The 24,719-nt window shown below is 68.9% G+C and carries 24 protein-coding genes; 17 read left to right on the top strand and 7 right to left on the bottom strand.

What is annotated here, in order from left to right; translation table 11 throughout:
- Nucleotides 1–23: 23 nt before the first annotated feature.
- Together A5756_RS01635 and A5756_RS01630 are read left to right on the top strand one after the other, a co-directional pair.
- Nucleotides 24–1,385, top strand: a complete 1,362-nt coding sequence (locus A5756_RS01635; RefSeq protein ID WP_066945988.1) for an FGGY-family carbohydrate kinase — start codon at nucleotides 24–26, stop codon at nucleotides 1,383–1,385.
- Between the two features lie 9 nt (nucleotides 1,386–1,394).
- Nucleotides 1,395–2,060 carry a GNAT family N-acetyltransferase gene (locus tag A5756_RS01630; protein ID WP_066945823.1) on the top strand — a complete coding sequence of 222 codons (666 nt, stop codon included), beginning with the start codon at nucleotides 1,395–1,397 and terminating at the stop codon, nucleotides 2,058–2,060.
- A gap of 42 nt (nucleotides 2,061–2,102) precedes the next feature.
- On the opposite strand, the gene A5756_RS01625 is transcribed toward A5756_RS01630, so the two are convergent.
- Nucleotides 2,103–3,008, bottom strand: a complete 906-nt coding sequence (locus A5756_RS01625; RefSeq protein ID WP_066945820.1) for a class I SAM-dependent methyltransferase — start codon at nucleotides 3,006–3,008, stop codon at nucleotides 2,103–2,105.
- Between the two features lie 233 nt (nucleotides 3,009–3,241).
- Here A5756_RS01625 and secY point away from each other — a divergent pair, with 233 nt between their 5' ends.
- The 8 genes from secY to A5756_RS01585 are packed head-to-tail and all read left to right on the top strand — an operon-like array spanning nucleotide 3,242 to nucleotide 9,707.
- Nucleotides 3,242–4,567 carry a preprotein translocase subunit SecY gene (gene secY / locus A5756_RS01620; RefSeq protein WP_066945817.1) on the top strand — a complete coding sequence of 442 codons (1,326 nt, stop codon included), beginning with the start codon at nucleotides 3,242–3,244 and terminating at the stop codon, nucleotides 4,565–4,567.
- Nucleotides 4,564–5,109 carry an adenylate kinase gene (locus A5756_RS01615; protein ID WP_066945814.1) on the top strand — a complete coding sequence of 182 codons (546 nt, stop codon included), beginning with the start codon at nucleotides 4,564–4,566 and terminating at the stop codon, nucleotides 5,107–5,109. The genes secY and A5756_RS01615 overlap by 4 nt, the downstream gene beginning before the upstream one ends.
- Nucleotides 5,110–5,111: 2 nt before the next feature.
- On the top strand, nucleotides 5,112–5,915 hold the full coding sequence (gene map / locus A5756_RS01610) for a type I methionyl aminopeptidase (protein ID WP_066945811.1): 804 nt from the start codon (nucleotides 5,112–5,114) through the stop codon (nucleotides 5,913–5,915).
- A gap of 44 nt (nucleotides 5,916–5,959) precedes the next feature.
- Nucleotides 5,960–6,505, top strand: coding sequence for a sigma-70 family RNA polymerase sigma factor (locus A5756_RS01605; RefSeq protein ID WP_082948336.1), 546 nt, complete (start codon nucleotides 5,960–5,962; stop codon nucleotides 6,503–6,505).
- Nucleotides 6,506–6,545: 40 nt separating this feature from the next.
- Nucleotides 6,546–7,274, top strand: a complete 729-nt coding sequence (locus tag A5756_RS01600; protein ID WP_156659135.1) for an anti-sigma factor — start codon at nucleotides 6,546–6,548, stop codon at nucleotides 7,272–7,274.
- A 15-nt stretch (nucleotides 7,275–7,289) separates the two neighbouring features.
- Nucleotides 7,290–8,501, top strand: a complete 1,212-nt coding sequence (locus A5756_RS01595) for an NAD(P)/FAD-dependent oxidoreductase (protein WP_066945802.1) — start codon at nucleotides 7,290–7,292, stop codon at nucleotides 8,499–8,501.
- Between the two features lie 17 nt (nucleotides 8,502–8,518).
- Nucleotides 8,519–9,094: a DUF4389 domain-containing protein gene (locus tag A5756_RS01590; RefSeq protein WP_066945984.1), complete on the top strand. Its 576-nt coding sequence runs from the start codon at nucleotides 8,519–8,521 to the stop codon at nucleotides 9,092–9,094.
- A complete protein-coding gene (locus A5756_RS01585) occupies nucleotides 9,081–9,707 on the top strand; it encodes a class I SAM-dependent methyltransferase (RefSeq protein WP_066945799.1) in 627 nt (208 codons plus the stop codon). Before A5756_RS01590 ends, A5756_RS01585 begins: the two co-directional genes overlap by 14 nt.
- Here A5756_RS01585 and A5756_RS01580 read toward each other — a convergent pair.
- Together A5756_RS01580 and A5756_RS01575 are read right to left on the bottom strand one after the other, a co-directional pair.
- Nucleotides 9,694–12,093, bottom strand: coding sequence for an ABC transporter permease (locus A5756_RS01580; RefSeq protein WP_232005301.1), 2,400 nt, complete (start codon nucleotides 12,091–12,093; stop codon nucleotides 9,694–9,696). The genes A5756_RS01585 and A5756_RS01580 overlap by 14 nt on opposite strands.
- A gap of 89 nt (nucleotides 12,094–12,182) precedes the next feature.
- Entirely contained in the window at nucleotides 12,183–12,878 is a 696-nt protein-coding gene (locus tag A5756_RS01575) for an ABC transporter ATP-binding protein (RefSeq protein WP_066945793.1), read from the bottom strand.
- A gap of 78 nt (nucleotides 12,879–12,956) precedes the next feature.
- On the opposite strand from A5756_RS01575, the gene A5756_RS01570 reads away from it, so the two are divergent.
- From A5756_RS01570 to A5756_RS01550, 5 genes are read left to right on the top strand one after another with little or no spacing between them, the layout of a single operon-like run.
- Nucleotides 12,957–14,699: a thiamine pyrophosphate-binding protein gene (locus A5756_RS01570; protein ID WP_066945978.1), complete on the top strand. Its 1,743-nt coding sequence runs from the start codon at nucleotides 12,957–12,959 to the stop codon at nucleotides 14,697–14,699.
- Nucleotides 14,680–15,327: a hypothetical protein gene (locus A5756_RS01565; RefSeq protein WP_066945789.1), complete on the top strand. Its 648-nt coding sequence runs from the start codon at nucleotides 14,680–14,682 to the stop codon at nucleotides 15,325–15,327. The genes A5756_RS01570 and A5756_RS01565 overlap by 20 nt, the downstream gene beginning before the upstream one ends.
- Before the next feature lie 4 nt (nucleotides 15,328–15,331).
- A complete protein-coding gene (locus A5756_RS01560) occupies nucleotides 15,332–16,351 on the top strand; it encodes a 3-oxoacyl-ACP synthase III family protein (RefSeq protein WP_066945786.1) in 1,020 nt (339 codons plus the stop codon).
- Nucleotides 16,351–17,418, top strand: coding sequence for a histidinol-phosphate transaminase (locus A5756_RS01555; protein ID WP_066945981.1), 1,068 nt, complete (start codon nucleotides 16,351–16,353; stop codon nucleotides 17,416–17,418). The genes A5756_RS01560 and A5756_RS01555 overlap by 1 nt, the downstream gene beginning before the upstream one ends.
- Before the next feature lie 6 nt (nucleotides 17,419–17,424).
- On the top strand, nucleotides 17,425–17,937 hold the full coding sequence (locus tag A5756_RS01550) for a MarR family transcriptional regulator (protein ID WP_066945783.1): 513 nt from the start codon (nucleotides 17,425–17,427) through the stop codon (nucleotides 17,935–17,937).
- A 98-nt stretch (nucleotides 17,938–18,035) separates the two neighbouring features.
- Here the strand turns inward: A5756_RS01550 and mmsB are convergent, their stop codons facing one another.
- The 4 genes from mmsB to A5756_RS01530 all read right to left on the bottom strand — a co-directional run bounded on the left by mmsB (nucleotide 18,036) and on the right by A5756_RS01530 (nucleotide 22,582).
- A complete protein-coding gene (gene mmsB, locus A5756_RS01545; protein ID WP_066945778.1) occupies nucleotides 18,036–18,920 on the bottom strand; it encodes a 3-hydroxyisobutyrate dehydrogenase in 885 nt (294 codons plus the stop codon).
- 11 nt (nucleotides 18,921–18,931) lie between these two features.
- On the bottom strand, nucleotides 18,932–20,092 hold the full coding sequence (locus A5756_RS01540; RefSeq protein WP_066945775.1) for an isobutyryl-CoA dehydrogenase: 1,161 nt from the start codon (nucleotides 20,090–20,092) through the stop codon (nucleotides 18,932–18,934).
- Nucleotides 20,093–20,098: 6 nt separating this feature from the next.
- Nucleotides 20,099–21,619 (bottom strand): CoA-acylating methylmalonate-semialdehyde dehydrogenase, encoded by a 1,521-nt coding sequence (locus tag A5756_RS01535; RefSeq protein WP_066945772.1) that lies wholly within the window; start codon nucleotides 21,617–21,619, stop codon nucleotides 20,099–20,101.
- 84 nt (nucleotides 21,620–21,703) lie between these two features.
- Entirely contained in the window at nucleotides 21,704–22,582 is an 879-nt protein-coding gene (locus tag A5756_RS01530; RefSeq protein ID WP_066945769.1) for an SDR family oxidoreductase, read from the bottom strand.
- An 84-nt stretch (nucleotides 22,583–22,666) separates the two neighbouring features.
- On the opposite strand from A5756_RS01530, the gene A5756_RS01525 reads away from it, so the two are divergent.
- Together A5756_RS01525 and A5756_RS01520 are read left to right on the top strand one after the other, a co-directional pair.
- On the top strand, nucleotides 22,667–23,239 hold the full coding sequence (locus tag A5756_RS01525; RefSeq protein ID WP_066945974.1) for a TetR/AcrR family transcriptional regulator: 573 nt from the start codon (nucleotides 22,667–22,669) through the stop codon (nucleotides 23,237–23,239).
- 20 nt (nucleotides 23,240–23,259) lie between these two features.
- The gene (locus A5756_RS01520) at nucleotides 23,260–24,675 is read left to right on the top strand and encodes an NAD(P)-binding protein (RefSeq protein WP_066945766.1); all 1,416 of its coding nucleotides are present in this window, start codon (nucleotides 23,260–23,262) and stop codon (nucleotides 24,673–24,675) included.
- Nucleotides 24,676–24,719: the final 44 nt, after the last annotated feature.

The raw sequence follows: 24,719 nt of genomic DNA, 5'->3' as shown, positions 1-24,719 counted from the left end.
AATGCTGGCGTACGGTGACGCCCGTGTCACGTGAAGTCGTCACAATCGGCATCGACGTCGGCAGCACCGCGGTCAAAGCGGTCGCCGCGGACGCCGACGGCCGGGTGACCGCGCGGGCCCGGATCCCGCACCAGTTGCGGGTGCCGGCGCCCGGCCGGCTCGAGCACGACGCCGGCGAGGCGTGGCGGCGGGGGCCGGTGGCGGCGCTGAACCAGCTGAACCCCGGGCCGAACGTCCGCGCGGTGGCCGTATCGGCGATGGTGCCGTCGCTGACGGCCGTCGATGCCGCGGGCGTGCCGACGACGCCGGGACTGTTGTATGGCGACGAACGGGGCCGAACACCGGAGCAACCCGTGCAGCCGCTGCCGGCGTTGGGCGAGGCCGCCGAGTTCCTGCGCTGGACGGCGGCGCAGGCGCCGGGCGCGGCGGGGTACTGGCCGGCGCCGGCGGTGGCCAACCACGCCCTTGCGGGCGAAGCGGTGATCGACTTCGCCACCGCCGCGACCGCGTACCCGCTGTTCGACGGGACGGGCTGGAACCCCGAGGCGTGCGCCGAGCGCGGCGCGCGGCCCGAACAGATGCCGCGGGTGGAGAGCATGGGGGCCGCCGTCGGGCAGGTGCACGGCAGCGGCGCGGCGCTGGGAATCGGCGCCATCGACGCTTTGTGCGAGCAGATCGTGGCCGGCGCCGACCGCGACGGCGACGTGCTGGTGCTGTGCGGCACCACCTTGATCGTGTGGACCACCATCCCCGAGGCCCGGCAGGTGCCGGGCCTGTGGACCATCCCCCATACCGCCGCGGGCAAGAGCCAGATCGGCGGGGCGAGCAATGCCGGCGGGCTGTTCCTCGGCTGGGTGGACCGCGTGGTCGCATCCGGCGACCCGGCCGCCGCGCAGCCCGGGCGGGTGCCGGTGTGGTCGCCCTACCTTCGCGGGGAGCGCACTCCGTTCCATGACCCGGATCGCCGTGCCGTGCTCGAAGCGCTGGACCTCACTCACGACGCGGCAGCGCTGCGCCGGGCCGCCTACGAGGCGTCGGGCTTCGTGGTCCGTCAGCTCATCGAGCTGAGCGGGGCGCCGGTGGCAAGGATCGTCGCCACGGGCGGCGGCACTCGGGTCGGACCGTGGATGCAGGCCATCGCCGATGCCACCGGGCGGCCGGTGGAGGTGTCGGCGGTGCCCGAGGGGGCGGCGCTGGGCGCGGCGTTCCTCGGGCGCATGGCGGCCGGCCTGGAAACCTCGATCGCCGACGCTGCCCGCTGGGTCTCCACCGAGCGCGTCGTCGAACCCGACCCCGCCTGGGCCGCCGCGGTCGAGGACCGCTACCAACGGTTCCTGGAGCTGGGAACCCGGAGATGTAGCGCGCTCCCTCCGGCGGCGTTCTAGGCTGGTGCAATGACCGACCAGGATCGCAAAGCCGCCCGTCGCGAGATCGCCGATGCCCTGCTGAAAGCTCTTGAACGCCGGCATGAAATCGCCGACGTCGTGGTGGAGTCCGAGAACAAGGCGGCCGCGGTCGAGGCGATCGTCCGCCTGCTCGATACCTCCCACGTGGCCGCCGAAGCGGTGATGGGGATGTCGTTCGATCAGCTCACCATCGACTCGCGCCGCAAGATCCTGGCCGAACTCGAGGACCTGAACAAGCAGCTCAGCTTCACCCTCGGCGAGCGCCCGGCCAGCTCGGGGGAGACCCTGGAGCTGCGACCGTTCTCGGCGGAGAATGACCGCGACATCTTCGCTGCCCGCACCGAGGACATGGGCGCCGCCGGCGACGGGTCCGGCGGGCCGGCCGGCAACCTCGACGACGAAATCAGCGCGGCGCTGGGGCGCCTCGACGACGAGGAGGCGGCGTGGTTCGTGGCCGTCGATTCCGGCGAGAAGGTCGGGATGGTGTTCGGCGAGCTGCTCGGGGGCGAGGTCAACGTGCGCATCTGGATCCACCCGGAGCACCGCAAGAAGGGTTACGGCACCGCGGCCCTGCGCAAGTCGCGCACCGAGATGGCCTGGTGCTTCCCCGCCGTGCCGATGGTGGTGCGCGCGCCGTCCGCCAGGCCCGCCTGAGCTACGGCAAAGCCGTTGGCGGCGTGAGGCTTTCGCGGGTGGCTAGCTCAACGTCGCGGTGACGGCGACGATGTTGCGCAGCTGCGACGTCTCGTCGTCCGGGAAGACGAGGCCGTAGTCGGCGAAGTACTCGCGCCGCTCCCGGGTGCTCACCCGCCAACCGCGGCCGGTCAGGTAGTCCACGACGTTGCTGCGCTCCCCGTCGAAGAACAGCCCAGACAGGTCGATGTCGCAGCCCAGGTTTGCCCACCGCTCGTTGAACTGCTGGGCGCGTTCGGTCATCGTCCGGCCGGAGTCGCCGTGGAATTCGGTGGCCAGCTTGCTCCCGGGCGCGCTGAGCTCGGTGATGTTGTCGAAGAGCCGGTCCTGGGCTTCGGGCGGCAGGTACATGAGCAGACCCTCGGCGCTCCACGACGTCGGTTGCGCCGGGTCGAAACCGCTGCGCCGCAACGCTTCCGGCCAGTCGTCGCGCAGATCGACGCTGACGGCGCGCCGCTCGGCGGTCGGGGAGGCGCCCAGCTCGGTCATGGCGGCGGTCTTGAACTCGACGACCTTGGGCTGATCCACCTCGTAGACCACGCTCCCGGGCGGCCAGCTCAGCCGGTACGCACGGGCGTCGAGGCCGGCGGCCAGGATCACCGACTGGCGGATCCCGTCGCGGGCGGCGTTGAGAAAGAAGTCGTCGAAGAAGCGCGTGCGCACCGCGATCGAATCCGTTTCCAGCTGCAGGTCCCGTTCGCCGTCCTCCGCGTCGGTGGGCGCCACTTCGCCGTCGACCAGTTGGCGGAAGAATTCCAGGCCGACAGCTCGCACCAGGGGCGCCGCGAACGGATCGTGGATGATCGGCTCGGCGCCCTCGCTGGCCAGCGCGCGGGCCGCGGCGACCATCGTGGCCGTGGCACCGACGCTGGAGGCCAAGTCCCAACTGTCTTGGTCAGTGCGTGTCATGCTCTCCCCATTTAATTAGCAAATGCAACGAACCAAGAGCACTCTACGCCCCACGGCTTGCGGCTTCCTGTGGTTTTTATGGGTCCTCGGTGACGGCCCTGGACGGGCTTGCCCAGACCAGCTGTTAGTCTCGTACACGGTTTGACGCGCTGCAGAATAAGTCGGCCGTACGTCCTGGCCTGCGGGTGTTGGGCGCGTAATGCAGGAAACCCCCCGGCTGCGCAGGAGGAAGAGTGCTTTCGGCTTTCATCTCATCGCTGCGGACAGTCGACCTGAGACGGAAGATCCTCTTCACGCTGGGAATCGTCGTTCTCTATCGGCTGGGCGCTGCTTTGCCGTCCCCTGGCGTCAATTTCCCGAACGTCCAGCAGTGCATCAAGGAGGCCAGCGGCGGCGCGGCCGGACAGATCTATTCGCTGATCAACCTGTTTTCCGGCGGTGCGTTGCTGAAGCTGACGGTTTTCGCCGTCGGGGTGATGCCCTACATCACCGCGAGCATCATCGTGCAGCTGCTCACGGTGGTCATCCCGCGGTTCGAGGAACTGCGCAAGGAAGGCCAGTCCGGCCAGGCCAAGATGACGCAGTACACCCGCTATCTGGCCATCGCGCTGGCGATCCTGCAGGCGACCAGCATCGTGGCACTGGCGGCCAACGGCGGGTTGCTACAGGGCTGCTCGCTGGACATCATCGCCGATCAGAGCATCTTCACGCTGGTCGTCATCGTGATGGTGATGACCTCCGGCGCGGCGCTGGTGATGTGGATGGGCGAGCTGATCACCGAGCGGGGCATCGGTAACGGCATGTCGTTGCTGATCTTCGTCGGCATCGCGGCCCGCATCCCCTCCGAGGGCAAGACCATCCTGGACAGCCGCGGCGGGATGATCTTCGCCGCCGTCTGCGTCGCCGCCCTGGCCATCATCGTCGGCGTGGTGTTCGTCGAGCAGGGGCAGCGCCGCATCCCGGTGCAGTACGCCAAGCGCATGGTGGGCCGGCGCATGTACGGCGGAACGTCGACGTACCTGCCGCTCAAGGTCAACCAGGCCGGCGTCATTCCGGTCATCTTCGCATCGTCGCTCATCTACATCCCGCACCTGATCACGCAGCTGATCCGCAGCGGCAGCGGTGGAGTGGGCAACAGCTGGTGGGACAAGTTCGTCGGCAGTTACCTGTCCGACCCCAGCGATCCCATTTACATCAGCATCTACTTCGGGCTGATCATCTTCTTCACGTATTTCTACGTGTCCATCACGTTCAACCCCGACGAACGTGCCGACGAGATGAAGAAGTTCGGCGGGTTCATCCCGGGCATCCGGCCGGGCAAGCCCACCGCCGACTACCTGCGTTATGTGCTGAGCAGGATTACCCTGCCGGGCTCGATCTACCTCGGCGCCATCTCGGTGCTGCCCAACTTGTTCCTGCAAATCGGCAATGGCGGAGCGGTCCAGAATTTGCCGTTCGGCGGTACCGCGGTTTTGATCATGATTGGTGTCGGCTTGGATACGGTCAAGCAGATCGAGAGCCAGCTGATGCAGCGCAACTACGAGGGGTTCCTGAAGTGAGAGTCGTTTTGCTGGGCCCGCCGGGGGCGGGCAAGGGAACGCAGGCCCAGAAGCTCTCCGAAAAGCTCGGGATCCCGCACATCTCCACCGGCGAGCTGTTTCGTAGCAACATCGAGAACGGCACCAAACTCGGCCTGGAGGCCAAGCGCTATCTGGACGCCGGCGACCTGGTTCCCTCGGAGTTGACCAATCAGCTCGTGGACGACCGCCTCAGCGATGCCGACGCGGCCGCGGGCTTCGTCCTGGACGGGTATCCGCGGTCGACTGAGCAGGCCAAGGCGCTGCACGAAATGCTCGAGCGCCGAGGCACCGACATCGACTCGGTGCTGGAGTTCCGCGTTTCGGAGGACGAGCTGCTGCAACGGCTCAAAGCCCGCGGCCGCGCCGACGACACCGACGACATCATCCTGAACCGAATGAAGGTTTACCGCGACGAGACCGCGCCGCTGCTCGAGTACTACCGCGACGAACTCAAAACGGTCGACGCAATCGGCACCCTGGACGAAGTGTTCGCCCGCGCCCTGCAAGCGCTGGGCAAGTAACGATGAGCGCGCTGGCGCGACTGCGGAGACACAAAGTCGTGCCGCAGCGCACCGCCGGTGAGCTCGACGCGATGGCGGCGGCGGGGGCAGTGGTCGCGGCCGCGCTGCAGGCGGTGCGGGCGGCCGCGGTGCCCGGGGTGTCGACGCTGGGCCTCGACCAGATCGCCGAGTCGGTGATCCGGGAGGCGGGCGCGATACCGTCGTTCCTCGGCTATCACGGTTACCCCGCGTCGATCTGCGCGTCGGTCAACGAGCGGGTGGTGCATGGGATTCCGTCGGCCGCCGAGATCTTGGCCCCCGGCGACCTGGTGTCCATCGACTGCGGCGCGATCCTGGACGGCTGGCACGGTGACGCCGCGATCACGTTCGGCGTCGGCACCCTCGACGCGGCCGACCAGGCGCTGTGCGACGCCACCAGGGAATCGCTGGAGGCCGGGATCGCGGCGATGATCCCCGGCAACAGGCTGACCGACGTCTCACACGCCATCGAAACGGGCACGCGCGCGGCGGCCGACCGGCACGGGCGCGCGTTCGGGATCGTGGAGGGCTACGGCGGCCACGGCATCGGGCGGCAGATGCACATGGACCCCTTCCTGCCCAACGAGGGCTCACCCGGGCGCGGCCCGCTGCTGGCCCCCGGGTCGGTGCTGGCGATCGAACCGATGCTGACGCTCGGGACGGGCAAGACCGTGGTGCTCGACGACGCGTGGACCGTCACCACCTCCGACGGGTCCCGTGCGGCACACTGGGAGCACACCGTCGCCGTCACCGACGCGGGGCCGCGCATCCTGACCTGCCTTAGTTGAACTAATCACCGCCTCGCCTCGTTTCAGTAGTCGGAGGTGATGGAGTGGCCCGTGTTGCAGGCAATTGGAGGGCGTCCGGGACCGCCGAAGCCGCCCTGATGAAGGCGCTGTACGACGAGCACGCAGCGGTTTTGTGGCGTTACGCGCTCCGGCTCACGGGGGATGCGAGCCAGTCCGAGGACGTCGTGCAGGAGACGTTGCTGCGGGCCTGGCAGCATCCGGAGGTCGTCGGGGACACCGAGCGCTCGGCGCGGGCGTGGCTGTTCACCGTCGCGCGCAACATGATCATCGACGACCGGCGCAGCGCAAGATTCCGCAACGTCGTCGGGTCGACGGACGAGGCGGGGGCGCCCGAACGGTCGACGCCGGACGAGGTGAACGCGGCGCTGGACAAGCTGCTGATCGCCGACGCGATGGCGCAGCTGTCCGCCGAGCACCGGGCCGTGATCGACCGGTCGTACTACCGCGGATGGACCACCGCGCAGATTGCTGCCGACCTCGGGATCGCCGAAGGAACGGTGAAGTCGCGATTACACTACGCCGTGCGGGCGTTGCGACTCACTCTGCAGGAACTTGGAGTTACCCGCTGAGGGGCTCCGAAGCTTGAAGGGTGCTGAGGAAATGGATGAGATGAAGACGCCGCTGCGGGGCATCGGCCCGCCGGACGATCCCTACGTGATGTGGGATGCCGCATACGTGTTGGGTTCGTTGTCGGCCGCGGAGCGACGCGAATTCGAGGCGCACCTGGCGTACTGCCCGGCGTGCCGGGGGGCCGTCGCCGACCTGAGCGGCGTGCCGGCGCTGCTCTCGCAGCTCGGCCCGGACGAGGTGGCGGCGATCAACGACTCCGGTCCGGCCGCCGGATTGTCGGCGACACCGGAGATGTCGCCGGAGCTGTTGACGTCGTTGCTGGCCAAGGTGCACTGGCGCCGGCGCCGCACGCGGATAGTGACCTGGGTGGCCTCGTCGGCCGCGGCGGTGGTGCTGGCGATCGGCGTGTTCGTCGGGGTGCAGGGGTATTCCTCGTCCCCGTCGCAACAGGTGACCGCGTCCTCGGCGCCGATGGCGCAGGTGGGCACCACCCTGCTGGCGTCGACGGTCGAGCTGTCCAGCCAGCACTGGGGAACCGCCATCAACCTGCGGTGCGTGTGCCTGGCCCCGCTCAACGCGCACCACGACACGCTGGCGATGGTCGTGGTGGGTCGCGACGGCAGCCAGACCCGGCTGGCGACCTGGGTGGCCGTACCCGGCCACACCGCGACGCCCGCGGGCAGCATCTCGACGCCGGTCGACCAGATCGCGGCCGTACAGGTGGTGGCCGCCGATAGCGGCCAGGTTCTGTTGCAGCGTTCGCTCTAGGGGTCGGGGGCTGCGGTGTCTGGCCACGAGCGTCCACTGCGGGCGCTGGTGGTGGGCGCCGGTGTCGGCGGGATCGCGGTTGCCCGCGGATTGTCGCGGGACGGGCACGACGTGACCGTCTTCGAGCGTCGGCCGGATGTGCGGGCGGCCGGCGGTGCGGTGACGATCTGGTCCAACGGCGAGACGGTGCTTCGGCAGCTGGGCGTCGACATGGACCGGGCCGGTCAGCTGCTGTCGACCGTGCGGGCCGTGACGGCCACGGGCCATCCGCTTGCCACGCTTGACGTGTCCGCGATGGCGGATCGGCTCGGCGCGCCCGTCCGGATGGTTCCGCGCCGGGTGCTGCTGGAACGGTTGCTGGACGGCTTTCCGGCCGACCGCATTCGATGCGGGGCCCGTGCGATCGCATTGGCCGCTACGGGCGACGCCGTGCGGGTCGAGTTCGACGACGGCAGCTGCGCCCAGGGAGACCTCTTGATCGGCGCCGACGGCCTGCACTCGATGGTCCGGGACAGCGTCGGCGGGCGGCAGGCCAAACCCACCGGCTGGTGCAGTTGGCAGGGGCTCATCGCCCTGGCGGAGCTCTCGGACAAGGACACCGCACTGATGGTCATCGGCGACAACGGAAACCTCGGCCTGTGGCCGGCCGGGGGTTCCGAGGTGCAGTGGTGGTTCGACCTCCCGTGGTCCTACGACTTCGTGCGGCCGCAACGTCCGATCGAAACGATCCGGTCCCACTTCGCCGGATGGTCGGAAGCCGTCGACCGGGTGCTGGCGGCCCTGACCGACGATGATCTGGCGCACTCGCCGTATCCGCATTTCCGGCATCCGATACCCCCGGCGGGCCGGGGCCCGGTGACGTTGCTCGGCGACGCCGCCCACACGATGCCGCCCACCCTGGCGCAGGGGACCAACCAGACGCTGCTCGACACCATGGTGCTGTGCAAGGCGCTGTCGGGTCTTCAGGGCAGCGCCTCCAAAGGCGACGTGCCGAGCGCACTGCGCTGGTATGAGAAGACCCGCCGGCACAAGGTGATGGCCGTGTCCAGGGCGGCGTCACTGCCGGTCTCGCACGGTGAGTTCGTGCTGCGGCCGGCCGCTTTGATCCCCGACCGGCTGCAGGCCCGCGCACTGACGATGTTTCTGCGCTGGACGAGTCACCCGCGGATGTCCGCGGAGATCAGCCGAGAACTGGGGGCCGCGACGACCAGCCGATCCAGCCCATGAGCGACGAATTCATCAGGGTGCGAGGTGAACTCGATGCGCCCTCACGCTGGCTCTGGCTGGTGAAGTGGTGCGTGCTGGCGTTCCCGCACTACCCGATCTTGATCGGGCTCTACCTGCTATATCCGCTGTCGACCGTCGTGGCCGGCGTCGCCATCCTGTTCACCGGGCGGTATCCGCGGCCCATCTTCGACTTCAACGTCGGCGTGCTGCGCTGGTCGTGGCGCGTGATGAATTTCCGGTTCCCGATGAACAGCACGGACAGGTACCCGCCTTTCACGCTCGCGTCGCGGCCCGACTATCCCGGTGATCTGCAGGTCGACTACCCGGAGCGGCTGAGGAACTGGGCCGTGCTGGTGAAGTGGCTGTTGGCCATCCCTCAGGTGCTGCTCTGCTGGTCGATGGAGCCGCTCCTACAGGTGTTGTGCGTGATCGCCGCGGTGTCGTTGTTGTGCACGGGGACCACCCCCGCGGGCATGTTCGATCTTCTGCTGGGCATCGTCCGATGGCGATATCGGGTGGCCGTGTACGTGTCCCTTATGCGTGACGAATACCCGCCGTTCCGAATGGATTTGGGTATCAGTGACGCGCCGTAATCCCTACTTCCCGTACGTGTACAGATTCGGCCAGCCGGTCTTCGACCGGCTCTTTTATCACCGCTATCGCCGCGAGGCGCTCAGCCACGCGACGGGCCGGCTGCTGATGCTGGGCTTGGGTCCGGGCACTGACTTGAGGTTCCTGCCCGCCGCGGTGACGTCGGTCGCGGCCGTGGAGCCGGAGGCGCCGTTCCGGCGGATGGCTTCGCGGCTTGCCCGTCGCCACGGCGTCGCCGTCGACATCGTCGAGGGAACCGGCGAATCGATTCCCTTCCCGGACAACGCCTTCGACTCTGTACACATCGGGCTGGTGCTCTGCTCGGTCGACGACGTGGCCGCCACGCTCGGCGAGATCCGGCGCGTGCTCGCACCCGGGGGCAGGCTGGTGGTCCTCGAGCATGTGCGCGGGGACGGCGCGACCGGGCGGCTCCAGGACCTGGTCGCCAAACCGTGGTCGTGGTTGGCCGCCGGTTGTGAGCCGAACCGACGAACCCTGGAATCCATCGCCGCCGCCGGGTTCGACACGACGGCGCTGCGCACCATCCCGCGCACCCCGGTGCCGTTCCCGTGCAAACCCCATTTGCAGGGGTTCGCCATCCTCACTCCACGCTGACGGCCTCGATGATGTTCAGCCGCGCGGCCCGCCGGGCGGGTGGCAGCGAGCCGAGCAGGCAGATCGCCAGCGCGCCTGCGGTGAAGGCCAGGGACATCGGCCTCAGGCCGAAGCCGACCTGAAAATTCATGATCTCCCCGCTGATGAGGCTGAACAGCCACTGGTCGGTCAGGCCGAACAGCAGCCCCAAAACGCCGCCGACTAAACCGATCCCGGCCGCCTCGGCCAGCACCATCCGCAGGGTGAACCGGCGGCTGGACCCCATGGCCCGCAGCACGCCGATCTCGCGGCGGCGTTCCAGCACCGACAACGTCAGGGTGTTGAGCAGCGCGACGGCGGCCACGGCCACGACGATGACCCACACGGCGTTGGCGATGAACATGCTCTGATGCAGCGGGGCTTCCAGCCCCGCCAGTGCGGCGCGGCCGTCGTACACATGGTTGGGTTCGGGCACCACCCGGCGCACCTCGGTCAACAGGCGTTGCCGGTCTACCCCCGGGGCCGCGGTGATCTGCAGGGTCGTCGCCGCCGGGCGATCGAACCACGCCCGCATGTGCCCGAGATCGATTCCTACCGTTCCGATCACGGTCGAGAAGAAGGGCACCAGGGCGAGCACCGGTGTCTGCCGCGGGCCGTGTGGCGTCTGCAGCTGCAGCCGGTCGCCGGCGCGGACGTGCAGAGTGGCGCCCAGATTCTGCGTGAGGACCACGCCGCGGCCGGCCAGAACGTCGGCGCGCACGCGTTCGTCGACCGCGCGGAACAGCGAATCGTGGCTCCCGTCGGAGAAGCCGTCGAGCAGGACGCGGGTGCCGCCGACGACGACGAACCCGAGCGCGCCCTCGGTCACCCGCGCCACCCCGGGCACCGCGGCCACCTTTTCCGAAAGGCCTTGCGGCAGCGCGTCGGTGGGATAGCTGTCGGGAGGGTTCGCACTCACCCACACGTCGACGGCGGCGGCGGGAGCGAACATGGCGCGGGCCGAGCGGATCATGTCGGCGTTGGTGCCGGTGATCACCACGGTGGTGACGACCCCGATGAGCACGGTCATCACGGTGGCCCACACCCGCCGCGGCGCGCGTTCGATGGTGGCCGCCGCGAGCGCCCCGAACGGCCCGAAGACGCGGGCCACCGCGGCTGTGACCTTGACGATCGGTGCGGTGAGCGCGAAGCCGAGTGCGATCTCGGCGCTCAGCAGAGCGGCCATCGCGGCGAACGCGAAGGTGCCGTGTTGGCCGAGGACCACCCAGATGGACACCGCGAACACCGCGAGGGCGCCAACCCCGACAACGACCCGCAGCCATCGGGGCACGACGTCCGCCGCCGACGCACCGACCGGCGCCAGCGCCTCGATCGGCGCGACCTTGTACACCTGGCGTGCGGCCATCACCGACGCGACCACGCAGGTGAGCGCCGTGGCCGCGAGGGCCAGCGGGATGGCATAGCCGGGCAGCCAGTACTGGACTCGGGCCTCGAGCCCCTGGGTCATCGCGGGAGGCAGGCGGCCAATTGCCATGCGGCCGGCCAGGATTCCGATGCCCGCTCCGATGGCACCGCCGAGGAGCCCGAGGACAGCCGCCTCCCCGATCATGTCGCCGACGATGGTGACGCGTCGGCCACCGATCGCGCGCAGCATGGAGATGACGGGCCGGCGCTGGGTGATCGCCATGGTCATCGTGGTGTAGATCAGAAACGCGCCGACCACCAACGCGACCGCCGCGCCCAGCAGGGCCATGTAGTTCATCAGCTTGACGCCGTCGCCGGCCCGGCCGGCCCGCAGGCTCGGGGCGGCGACGATGGCGCGGCCGTGCACCGCGGCGGTGACCGCGGCGCGGACGGTGTCCGCGTCGGCGCCCGGTCTGGTGGTGATCAGGATCGAGTCGAGCTGTCCGGGGCGGTCGGTGACGTTCTGCGCCAACGCCAGTGGGGCCAGGACGTAGTGCCCGCCGTTGAGGTCCGCGAACTGCTTGTCCGCGAGCACCTCGCTCACCGTGACCGAACCCGAGCCCAGTTGCAGCGACTGTCCTTTCGCATATCCCATCCGCGGCCCCACCTGGACGCCGTTGGGTGTCGAGGACAGCACCTGCACCGGTCGTGCGACCGCGTCCTTCAGTGCGCCGCCCAGTGCGGCGGCGCTCGCGTCGGTGCCGAGCAGCAACACCGGCCCCGTCGCGGTGGATGCGGAGGTCCGGATCATCGGCGCCGCGGTGGCGACGCCCGGTACCGCGGCGACGTCGGCCAGTATCGTTTCGGGGAACCCGGCGTCGGTGATGCCCGATACCTCGAGCGCGGCCACGCCGGCGATCCCGTCGGCCAGCCGGTTGACCGATCCGGTGATCGAGCCGAAGATGCCGAATATCGCGACCAGATACGTTGCGGAAACGGCCATTACGGCGATCGACGCTAGCGTGCGACGGCGATGCACTGCGAGCTCACGCAGGCTGAACACGCGCAGTCGGCTGGCCGCCGCCGTGATTTTCACGCAGGGACCGCCGGCATGTCCGAACCGACCCGACCGTCCTGCAGGGTGATCACCCGATCGGTCGCCGCGGCGGCCTCAGCGTTGTGGGTCACCATCACCACCAGCCGGCGGTGGCCGTCTTCGTGTGCCACCTCGGCAAGCAGCTGCAGGATCGCGGCGCCGGTCGCGGAGTCGAGGTTGCCGGTGGGCTCGTCGGCGAGGATGAGCGGCGGGTCCATCATCAACGCGCGCGCCACCGCGACGCGCTGCATCTGGCCGCCGGACAGTTCCGCCGGCCGGTGCTCGGTCCGGTTGCCGAGCCCGACGCGGTCCAGCAATCGAATCGCATCAGGTTTGGCCCTGCCCAGCCGGACACCGTCGAGCAGTTTGGGTACCGCGACGTTCTCCCACGCCGACAAGGTCGGCAACAGGTTGAAGAACTGGAAGATGAAACCCACCCGGTGATGGCGGAACTCCGATTGCTGCTCGTCGCCCAGGCGGCCGATCTCCTCGCCGTCGAACGTGATCGAGCCGGAATCGGGAGAGTCGAGCGCGCCGAGCAGGTGAAGCAGCGTGCTCTTACCCGCACCGGAGGGTCCGACCACCGACACGAACTGACCGCCCCCGAGGCGCAGGCTGATCCCGTCGAGCGCCCGGACCGTTTGACCGCCGACCCGATACTCGCGCACCACGTCGCGCAGTTCGATGGTCATCTAGACACCACGAATGCCGGCGGCACGTGGTTCACCGGCGGGGTGAACCGATCAAGTGCCGGGCTCGTGTCTGAAGACATGTTCGGCAAGCACCGGGTGGTCGATCACATCGTCGGGCAACTCGCGTCGCTCGGGATGGACCACGTCTTCGGTGTCGACGGCGCCAACATCGAGGATCTGTACGACGCCGCGCACTTCCGGCCGGAGGTCACCGCCGTCCTGGCCAAGCACGAGTTCTCGGCGGCCACCATGGCCGACGGATACAGCCGCAGCGGCGCCGGACTGGGCGTGGTGGCGGCGACGTCCGGTGGGGGAGCGCTGAACCTCGTCGCCGGCCTGGGCGAGTCGTTCGCGAGCCGGGTTCCGGTGCTGGCCCTGGTTGGCCAGCCCGCGACCACGATGGACGGCCGGGGCAGCTTCCAGGACACCAGCGGCCGCAATGGATCGCTGGATGCCCGGGCACTGTTCTCGGCGGTGTCGGTGTTTTGCGAGCGGCTGGTTTCGCCGGCGGACATCGTCTCGGCATTGCCCAGGGCGATCTGCGCTGCGCGTGCCGGTGGCCCGGCGGTGTTGTTGCTGCCCAAGGATATTCAGCAGGCATTCATCGCCGTCGACGGCGGCCCCGAGCATTTCGGTTTCAGCGCGTCGATCGGCAGCCCGCATCTCATCGCCCGGGAACTGCGCCAGACGACCGGTCAGGTCACGATCATCGCCGGCGAGCAGGTGGCCCGCGACGACGCCCGGGCCGAGCTCGAGGACTTGCGTGCGCTGCTGCGCGCGCGGGTGGCCACCGTCCCCGACGCCAAAGACGTCGCCGGCACACCGGGTTTCGGATCGTCGTCGGCGCTCGGCGTGACCGGCGTCATGGGCCACCCGAGCGTGGCCGAAACGCTTGCCGCGAGCGCCCTGTGCCTCATCGTTGGCACCCGGCTCACGGTAACCGCGCGCGGCGGCCTGGACGACGCGCTGGCGGCGGTGCGAACCGTATCGATCGGGTCGGCGCGGCCTTATTTGCACTGCACGCACGTGCACACCGACGACCTGCGTGGCTCGTTGCGCCTGCTGACCCAGGCGCTGCGCGGTCACGGACGTCCGAACGGCGTGCGGGTGCCCGACCAGGTGCGGCGCACCGAACTGACGCCCAAGGACTGCGACGGGCCGGGGGTGCGGTACCGCGAGGCCATGGCGGTGCTGGACCGTGCCCTGCCCGACGGGGCCGACATCGTCGTCGACGCCGGCAACACCGGCGCGGCCGCGATCCACTACCTGCCGGCGCGGCGCGGCGGCAGGTTCGTCGCCGCGCTCGGGATGGGCGGCATGGGCTACAGCTTCGGGGCCGGGATCGGGATGGCGTTCGGACGGGCGAACGGCGGCCGGCCGGGCGGTCGCACCGTGGTGATCGCCGGGGACGGCGCCTTTTTCATGCACGGGCTGGAGGTGCACACCGCAGTGCAGTACCGGCTTCCCGTGACCTTCGTGTTGTTCAACAACAACGCCCACGCGATGTGCGTGACCCGTGAGCAGCTGTTCTACGGGGACCGCTACAGCTACAACCGCTTCCGGCCCAGCGCGCTGGGAACCGGTCTGGCGGCGATGTTTCCCGGGCTGACATCGGTCGATGTCAGCGACCCCGCCCAACTTGCCGCGGCGCTTCGGGTGGCGCTGGAAATCGAGGGCCCGGCGGTGGTCAGCGTCGAATGCAACGCCGACGAAATCCCGCCGTTCGCTCCATTTCTCACCGCGCTCTCAGGCAGTGCGGCTGTCACAGAACAGGTTCCGACCGCGAAGGAGAACCAGGCCGATGTCGCTGCCAGCGCTTGAGGATATCCCCACTCCCATCGACGGGGTGGTCCGAATCGAAACCAGCCCGCGGGAGAAGGCAACCCCGATCATCATGGACATGATGCGGTCGGTCTACCCGCACGATGAGGTCTTCGGGGAGTACTGCACGGTCAACGATTACGTTGCGTGCCCGCCCGATGAGTTGTACGAGTACCTGGCCGACACCCGCAGCCTCGAGGAGTGGACGTACAGCCTGCGCGGTTTCACGCCGACCGACGAACCCGGCCTGTGGCTGGCCTACGATCGGCTCGGCTCGGAGACCGAGATCTACACCCGGACCATCGCCAACGCGGCGGCGCGGACCGTCGACTACCACTGCGCGTGGGATCAGGGCAAACACCTGTGGATGGTCTATCTGATGCGCGTCGTCGACGCACAGGTGGTCCTGGACAAGCCGGGATCGGTTGTGCTGTGGACGAACTGCCACCACCCGTTCTATGACAACAACCCGTACCCGGAGGCGGCGCCGACGCAGCGGCCGGTGTGGGTGGGCGACTTCTGGGACATGTTCGGCGCCGGCCACGCGCTGGAGCTGCAGAACCTCAAGGCGATCGCCGAATACCGGCACCGCAACGGCCTGCCGGTGACGCCGAAATGGATGAGGTAGCAACATGAGCCAACCGAACGTCAGCCTGATCGACGTCTCCACCTATCTGCCCGGCGAACCGATCGGCGCCGACTACTACGCGCAATTCGCCGAGTCCGACGACCTGCGCGAGCACGTGATGTTCCGCGCCCCGAAGTTTCGCCACCACGTCGGGCCTGACGAGAGTTCGATCGACATGATCGAGTGCGCCGCGCAGGGCCTGATCGAGCGGCACGGCCACGACGTGGTCGAGGGCGCCGACGTGCTCATCACCCACACCCAGGTGCCCGACATGGCCTTCTACGGGCAAGGCGGCGGCATCGCGCACCGCCTGGGCATGCGACCGTCCTGGGTGCTCGACCTCAACAATGGCGGCTGCGCGGCGTTCGTGTTGGCGCTCAACGTGGCTCGCAAACTGCTGTCCTCCGGCAACGGGCACACCGCGCTGATCGCCATCGCCCAAAACGCGGCCGGACAGTTCTTCGATCAGCCGACCATCCGCCGCAAGGCGCAGTCCGCGGTGCCCGGGGACGGTGCGGCCGTGGGTCTGGTCACGCTCAGCGACCAATCACCCATCCTCGACGTCGAGTGCCGCACCTACGGTGAATACGCCGGCGAGATGACGCTGTCCTACGACCCGCCCCGCAAGTGGTGGCAGGCCGGGGCCGGCGAGGGCAGCATCGGCTTCACCGAGAGCAAGATCACCAAGGTGCTGGCCCGCGGCAACCGGCAGGTCCCCGAGGTGGCGCTGGCGGTGTGCGACCGAATAGGCCTGCGCGCCAAGGACATCGATCTGCTCGTCACCAACCAGCCGAACCGGGTTTTCCTGCGCAACTGGCGCGAGGCGCTCGAGTTGCCGCCCGAACGCCATCGAGACACCTTTGACGAGTGTGGCAACCTGTTCGGCGCCGGGATTCCGATCAACCTGGATCGCGCGATCTCCGATGGGCAGGCCGAGGCCGGGGATGTCGTCATGATGGCCGCCTTCGCGCACGCCGGCGACTTCGCCGGTGCGGCTGCGGTGCGCTGGGGTGGGCGAGGGTGATGCAGCCCGCCCCGAGCCCGTTGGCCGGCGACGGCTTCGATGCGTTGCCCGACGCGGCGGATCCGTTTGCGTTGTCGCTCAACGAGAATCCCTTCCCGCCGCTGTCGGCGGTCCGGTCGGCGTTGATGCGGTCCGTCCACGCCGTGAACCGCTACCCCGAGTTCCTGCCCGAGCGGCTGCGCGGTGTGATCGCCGACCACATCGGGGTGCCGGCCGACCGGGTGGTGCCGGGCGCCGGCGCGACGGGTGTCGTGCTGCTGGCCCTGCAGGCGCTGACCGCTCCGGGCGACACGGTGGCGATGGCGACGCCCACCTTCGACGGTTACCCGATCCTCACGCGGATGGCGCGGCTTAAGACACGGACAGTTCCCCTGGATGCGCATGGTCACCACGACCTCGACGGGTTGGCCCGCGCCGCCGCCGATGCCCGGGTGGTCGTCCTGTGCCGGCCGCACAACCCCACCGGAACGCTGGAATCCGCTGCCGCCGTTTCGGCGTTCCTGCGCCGCGTGCCGCGTGACACAGTCGTCCTGCTCGACGAGGCGTACATCGAGTTCACCGCGCCCGAGCACCGCATCGCCGTGTCGGCATTGGTCTCTCGCTTCCCCAATGTGGTGGTGGTGCGGACCTTCTCCAAGGCGTACGGGCTGGCGGGGCTGCGGATCGGTTATGGGGTGGCCTCGAAGGAGCTGGCCTCAAAACTGTGGTCCCATCAGCTGCCGTTCGGCGCCCCGATCACCAGTCTGGTCGCGGTAGCCGCGTCGTACGCAGCGGAAGACCAACTGCTGCAGCGGGTCCGGTTGATCAACGCCGAACGCTGTTATCTGCGGATGCGCCTCAGCGCGCTGGGGATCTACACGACGGACGCGCACGCAAACTTCATGTACCTGCCCGCCAAAAAGGATGGGCGGGGTGCGCGGTGGCATGAGGTCTTTGCCGATGACGGGCTACGGGTGCGGTGCTACCCGGACGGCGGCGCGCGGATCACCGTGGGCAATCGTGCCTCGACACTGGCGGTGCTCTCGGCGCTGGGGAAAGCCCACGCCCGCGCGCCAAGTGCGGTATGAAGGGGCGTGGCTGCCTCACGACCGCCGAAGCGTGATCCGATCGCCGCGGCGCGCGACAACTGGGAGCGCTCCGGTTGGAGCGACGTGGCCCAGGGCATGGTCGCGGTGACGTCGGTGATGCGGGCGCACCAGATCCTGCTGGCCCGCGTCGAGACGGCATTGCGTCCCTACGACCTGAGTTTCTCCCGGTATGAGTTGCTGCGCCTGCTGGCGTTCAGCCGGACCGGCGCGCTGCCGATCACCAAGGCGTCCGACCGGTTGCAGGTCCACGTCACCAGCGTGACGCACGCGATTCGCCGGCTGGAAGCCGACGGGCTGGTGCAACGGGTACCGCACCCCACCGATGGGCGCACCACTCTGGTGCAGATCACCGACCTGGGCCGCTCGACGGTCGAGGACGCCACGGTAACGCTCAACGAGCAAGTGTTCGCCGATATCGGCATGTCCGAAACCGAAGCGCGGGCGCTGGTTTCATCGATCGAGACGCTGCGCCGCGACGCGGGCGACTTCGCGGATTGAACGAGAAGAAGGCCATCCTTCGCCGAACGTGCACTGAGTGCGATTTTTCCCGCGCTATTTCGCAGTGAGTACACGCTCGGCGCGCCGCTGTGCCCGATCTAGCTGTCGCGCAGCAATTCGATCACTGCGCTGAAGTCCTTGTCGGCGTGGTCGGCCGCGAATTTGGCGTAGATCTCGGCGGCGTGCCTGCCCAGCGGCGCCGCGGACCCGGTCGAGGTCACCGCGTCCATGGCGAGGCCGAGGTCCTTGTTCATCAGTGCGGTCGCGAAACCCGGCTTGAAGTCGTTGTTGGCCGGCGATGTCGGCACCGGTCCCGGCACCGGGCAGTTGGTGTGCACGGCCCAGCAGTTGCCGGTCGCGCCGGTGATGACGTCGAAGAGGGACTGCGCCGAAAGCCCGAGCTTCTCGGCCAGCACGAACGCCTCACCGACGGCGATCTGCTGCACCGCCAGCACCATGTTGTTGCACACCTTGGCCGCCTGGCCGGCCCCGGCCGCGCCGCAGTGAATCACCTTGCCCGCCATGGGTTCCAGCACGGGCCGGGCGCGCTCCAGGGCGGCCTCGTCACCGCCGACCATGAACGCCAGCGTCCCGGCGACGGCGCCCTTCACCCCGCCGGAGACGGGCGCATCCAGCTGCGCAACCCCCTGCGACTCCGCGAGCGCGTGCACCTCGCGGGCGTCGTTGACCGAGATCGTGGAGCTGTCGATGAACAGTGCGCCCGACCGGGCGGCCGGCAGCACATCGGCGTAGCAACGCTTGACCAGGTCGCCGTTGGGCAACATGGTGATCACGACGTCGGCCCCCGTCACCGCGTCGGCCGCGCTGTCGAACGTCGTGACCCCGTTGCCTGCCGCCGCGGCGATGGCGGCGGGCACGGGGTCGAACCCGCGCACCGCATGCTTGGCGGCAACAAGGTTCGCCGACATCGGCCCGCCCATATTGCCCAGACCCAGGAAAGCCACCGTCAGGTGCTCGGTCATCGCCGACCTTTCTACGCGCTCGCCCGCACGCGCGCGGCCTCGGCCCTGCCGATGACCACCCGCATGATTTCGTTGGTCCCTTCCAGGATTCGATGCACCCGCAGATCGCGGACGATCTTTTCCAGACCATACTCACGCAGATACCCGTAGCCGCCGTGCAGCTGCAGGGCCTTGTCGGCCACCTCGAAGCAGGCGTCGGTGACGTAGCGCTTGGCCATCGCGCACAGCTCGACCTTGTCGGGGTCGTCGTTGTCCAACGCATCCGCGGCCCGCCACAACATCATTCGCGACGTTTCCAGCCCGATGGCCATGTCGGCCAGGGTGAACCGGATGGTGGGCTCGTCGAGCAGTGCCTTGCCGAACGCCTGCCGGTCGCGGACGTAGGCGCCCGCCTTGTCGAAGGCGGACTGGGCGCCGCCCAGCGAGCACGCCGCGATGTTGAGCCGACCGCCGTTGAGGCCGTTCATCGCGATGCCGAATCCGGCGCCTTCGCCCTCTGGGCCGCCCAGCATGGCCTCGGCGGGTACCCGCACGCCCTCCAGGATCACCTGTGCGGTGGGCTGGGCATGCCAGCCCATCTTCTCTTCCAGCGCCCCGAAACTGAGCCCGGGAGCGCCCTTTTCGACGATGAAGGCCGAGATTCCGCGCGGACCCTCACCGCCGGTCCGAGCCATCACCACGTAGACGTCCGAGGCCCCGGCGCCGGAGATGAACTGCTTGACGCCGTCGAGCACGTAGTCGCCACCCTGGCGGATGGCTCGGGTGCTCAGGGCGCTGGCGTCCGAGCCCGCGCCCGGCTCGGTGAGGCAGTAGCTGGCGATGACGTCCATCGCGGCCAGCCGAGGCACCCATTCCTTGCGCTGTTCGGGGGTGCCGAACTTGTCGATCATCCACGCGCACATGTTGTGGATGGACAGGAACGCCGCGATGGTCGGGCACGCGATGGCCAACTGCTCGAAGATCCGGACCCCGTCGAGCCGGCGCAGGCCGCTGCCGCCGACGTCCTCGCGGCAGTAGATCGCGGCCATGCCGAGCTCGGCGGACTCCCGCAACACGTCCGTCGGAAAGTGTTTGGCGGCATCCCATTCCAGGGTGTGCGGGGCCAGGCGTTTGGCGGCGAACGCGGCCGCCGTCTCGGTGATGACCCGCTCGTCGTCGTTCAGGGTGAACATAGGGCCCTAATCCATTGTGGGGATGACGAATTCGGCGCCATCCTTGATGCCGGACGGCCACCGCGACGTCACCGTCTTCGTCTTCGTGTAGAAGATGATGGACGAAGGGCCATGCTGGTTGAGGTCGCCGAAACCGGAGCGCTTCCAACCGCCAAAGGTGTGGTAGGCAACCGGAACCGGGATCGGCACGTTCACGCCGACCATGCCCACCTGCACCCGGGAGACGAAGTCACGGGCCGCGTCGCCGTCGCGGGTGAAGACCGCCACACCGTTGCCGTACTCGTGCTCCGAAGGCAACCGCAGCGCCTCTTCGTAGTCGTGGGCGCGCACGATGCACAGCACCGGCCCGAAGATCTCGTCGGTGTAGATCGACATGTCGGCAGTGACGTGGTCGAACAGCGTTGGGCCGATGAAGAATCCGCCCTCGAGGCTGGCGTCGTCGAATGTCAGGTCGTCGCTGGCGCGCTCCCGGCCGTCGATCACCAATTCGGCGCCCGCCTCGACGCCCTGGCCGATGTAGTCGCGCACCCGCGCCAGCGCGGCTTCGGTGACCAGCGGGCCGTAGTCGGCCTTCGGGTCCAGGCTGTGCCCGACGCGCAGGTTGTTGATCCGGTCGACGAGCCTGGCGCGCAACCGCTCCGCGGTCCGCTCGCCGACGGGCACCGCGACGCTGATTGCCATGCACCGTTCGCCCGCGCTGCCGTACCCGGCCCCGATCAGCGCGTCGACGGCCTGGTCCAGGTCGGCATCGGGCATCACGATCATGTGGTTCTTGGCGCCGCCGAAGCACTGCGACCGCTTGCCGGTGGCCGCGGCCGTGGCGTAGATGTACTGGGCGATGTCGGAGCTGCCGACGAAACCCACCGCCTGTATGTCGGGGTGGTGCAGGATGGCGTCGACGGCCTCCTTGTCGCCGTGCACGACCTGGAACACACCGGGCGGCAGGCCCGCTTCCAGGAAGAGTTCGGCCAGTCGCACCGGAACCGACGGGTCGCGCTCGCTGGGCTTGAGCACGAAGGCGTTGCCGCATGCGAGGGCCGGCCCGGCCTTCCACAGCGGGATCATGGCCGGGAAGTTGAACGGGGTGATGCCGGCGACCACCCCCAGCGGCTGGCGCAGCGAGTAGACGTCGATGCCCGGACCGGCGCCTTCGCTGTACTCGCCCTTGAGCAGGTGGGGGATGCCGATGGCGAACTCGATGACCTCGATGCCGCGCTGGACGTCGCCGCGCGCGTCGGCCAGCGTCTTGCCGTGCTCGAGGGACAGCAGCTCGGCGAGCTCGTCCATGTGGTCGTTGACCAGTTCGACGAATCGCATCAGCACGCGCGCGCGCCGCTGCGGATTCCACGCCGCCCAACCCTTCTGCGCCTCGACGGCCGAGGCCACCGCGGCGTCGATTTCGGCCTTGCCGGCCATCGGCACCTGCGCCTGCACCTCGCCGGTGCTCGGGTTGAAGACGTCGGCGGTGCGGGTGGACTGGCCGGCGGTGCGCTCCCCATCGATGAAGTGGGGGATTTGTGTGGTCATGGTGTCCTCGAGTTGTACGCGCGTGAGAGGCGGATACTTGGATATCCTAGTAACCGCGGACGGGCGCCGCAAGGACACCGGTTTTCACGCCGGATAGCCGCCGGCCGCCAGGTCTTCGAGCAGGCTCGGATGGGTGGGTCGCCAACCGAATCGCCGGCGGGTCAACTCGCTCGAAGCCGGTTGGTCCGCCTCGAAGACGGCACCGAGGAAGCCGAAATGGTCGGCCGGGACCGGCGCCGGGGGCACGTTGAGTTCGCGCCCGATGGTCTCGGCGAGCGCGCGCATCGGATCCCCCTCATCGGCAACCGCGTGCGCCACCGTGCCTGCGGTGGCCTCCTCGAGAACCAAACGGAACAGCCGCGCGGCGTCGAGGACGTGCACGGCCGGCCAGCGCTGGCTGCCGTCGCCGACATAGCCCGACACCCCGGTGCGTCGAGCGGTCTCGATGAGCAGGGATGCGAACCCGCACGGGCCGGCCGCCCGGTGCACGGACCGGGGGAGGCGGACCACCGAAGACCGGACCCCCTTGTCGGCCAGGTCCAGGGCGGCCCGGGCGTTTCGGCCGCGTCCGCGGATGGGTCCGTCGGTCGGCATCGGGTCCTCCTCGGTGGACGCACGGCCGGGCACCACCGGTGTCCCCGAGGCCATGACGAACGGCTTGCCGGTTCCCTCGAGGGCGGCGCCGAACGCCTCGACCGCACCGGACTCCTGGGTGACCGCCTTGGCGAAGTCGTCGAAGTGCAGGAAGGCGAGGTGAATAACGGCATCGGCCTCCGCGGCGCCCCGGCGCAGGCTGTCCGTGTCGTCGAGGTCGCCGCGCAGCACGTCGGCTCCCATGGACTGGGCGGCCTGTGCCGACGCGTCGGAGCGCGCCAGCGCGAGGACCTGGTGGCCTGCGCCGGTCAGCTCGGGCACGACGGCCGAGCCGATGCCGCCGGTGCCACCCGTGACGAAAACCCGCATGAGCAACTCCTCCGAGTGATGGGACTGATGTCTCATCACGCTAGCAGAGTGATGGGACAAAAGTCCCATCGCTACGATGACGGCATGCCCCGATGGGAACCGGATGCGCGAGCACGGCTGGTCGTCGCCGCGCTGCAACTGTTTTCCGAGCAGGGCTACGACCGGACCACCGTCGCCGAGATCGCCGATCAGGCCGGCCTGACCAGGAGCACCTTTTTCCGGTATTTCCCTGATAAGCGGGAGGTCCTGGCGGCCGGTCAGGAGACGCTGGCGCAACTCCTGACGGACGGCATCGCCTCGGCGCCCGCGGGGGCGAGCCCACTCGCCGCGGTGGCCGCCGGGCTGGAGCGGGCTGCCGGGCCGATGACGCCGTTCAATCGCGAACTCGGTCCCCGGGTGCAAGCGGTCATCGCCACCAGCACCGAGTTGCAGGAGCGCGACGCGCTCAAACAGGTCGGCCTGGCCGCGGCGATGGCGGACGCGCTGCACGCACGGGGGGTTCCGGGCCGGCCCGCGGCCCTGGCCGCCGAGCTGGGGGTGCTCGCGTTCAAGGAGGCCTACGCCGAATGGGTTGCCGCAGAGAATGAGCTAGACCTTGCCGAACTGGCTCGCAAAGCGTTGGATGACCTCCGCGCCGCGGCGGTCGACCTCGGCTGAGCAGGCTAGCCTTCAGGCGTATGCGCACCATCGAGGCCGATTACCTGGTGGTCGGCGCGGGCGCCATGGGCATGGCGTTCGTCGACACGCTGGTGTCCGAGACGGACGCCCGCGTGGTGTTGGTGGACCGCAACCACCAGCCGGGCGGGCACTGGAACATGGCCTACCCATTCGTGCGGCTGCACCAGCCCTCGGCGTTCTACGGCGTCAATTCGCTGCGCCTCGGCAGCGACTCCATCGACGAATTCGGTTGGAATCAAGGGCTTTACGAGTTGGCCACCGCGGGGGAGGTGTGCGCCTACTACGACCATGTGATGCGCCGGCAGCTGTTGGCGAGTGGCCGGGTCTCCTACTTCCCGATGAGCGAATACCGCGGTGACGGCCGCTTCACCACGCTCGCCGGCGCCGACCACACCGTCACCGTCGCGCGCCGCATCGTCGACGCCACCTACATGCACGTCACGGTGCCCGCCATGCGGCCGGCGCCCTACGCCGTCGCGCCCGGCATCACCTGCGTGCCGCCCAACGACCTGCCGAAACTGGGAGCGCACGAGCGTTACGTGATCGTCGGCGCGGGCAAGACCGGCATCGACACCTGCCTGTGGCTGCTCGGCCAGGGCATCGCGCCGGACCGGCTGACCTGGATCATGCCCCGTGACTCCTGGCTGCTGGATCGCGCGACGATGCAGCCGGGACCGCTGTTCGCCGAGAAGATCAAAGCCGGCTTCATCGCGCAGCTGCGCGCGATCAACGATGCCGCGTCGGTTGATGATTTGTTCTCCCGCCTCGAGGAGGCCGGCAGCGTGTTGCGGATCGATCCGGCGATCCGGCCGACGATGTATCGCTGCGCGACCGTCACCCGGGCCGAACTCGAACAGCTGCGACGCATCGGCGATGTGGTGCGCAAGGGGCACCTGCTGCGCGTCGACGCGGACCGAATGATCCTCGAGGACGGCGCGGTGGCGCGCGAAGGCGACGCCCTGTTTATCGACTGCACCGCCGACGGTGCCGAAAAGCGCCCGGCAACACCCATTTTCGACGCCGGCCGGATCACGCTGCAAAGCGTGCGCGGATGCCAGCAGATTTTCAGCGCCGCGCTGATCGCCCACGTCGAAGCCGCGTATGCCGACGACCGGCTGAAGAACGGGCTGTGCGTGCCGTTGCCCCACCCGGACACCGATGTGGACTGGTTGCGGTTGGCGCTGGCCGATTACAGCAATCAGCTGCGCTGGCTCGACGATCCGGACCTGACCGCCTGGCTGTCCGCGGCGCGCCTGGACCTGTTCGGTCATCTGGTCGGTCATCTGCTGCCGCCGGCTTCGGCGAAGCCCCGCGTACGCGACCGGCTGCTGAGCATCGCCAAGTCGGTGTTCTCGGCCACCGCCACCAAACTCGACGAGCTGCTCAGTGAACAAACCTCGCTTGCGGCACCGTGATAACCGGTGTAACCCGGCTCGATATTCATCGGGTGGAGGAGGCA

The sequence above is a fragment of the Mycobacterium sp. 852002-53434_SCH5985345 genome (assembly GCF_001667155.1).
Classification (GTDB): Bacteria; Actinomycetota; Actinomycetes; order Mycobacteriales; family Mycobacteriaceae; genus Mycobacterium.
The sequence above is the reverse complement of the archived record's forward strand: the minus strand, read 5'-3'. Positions and strand labels throughout refer to the sequence as shown.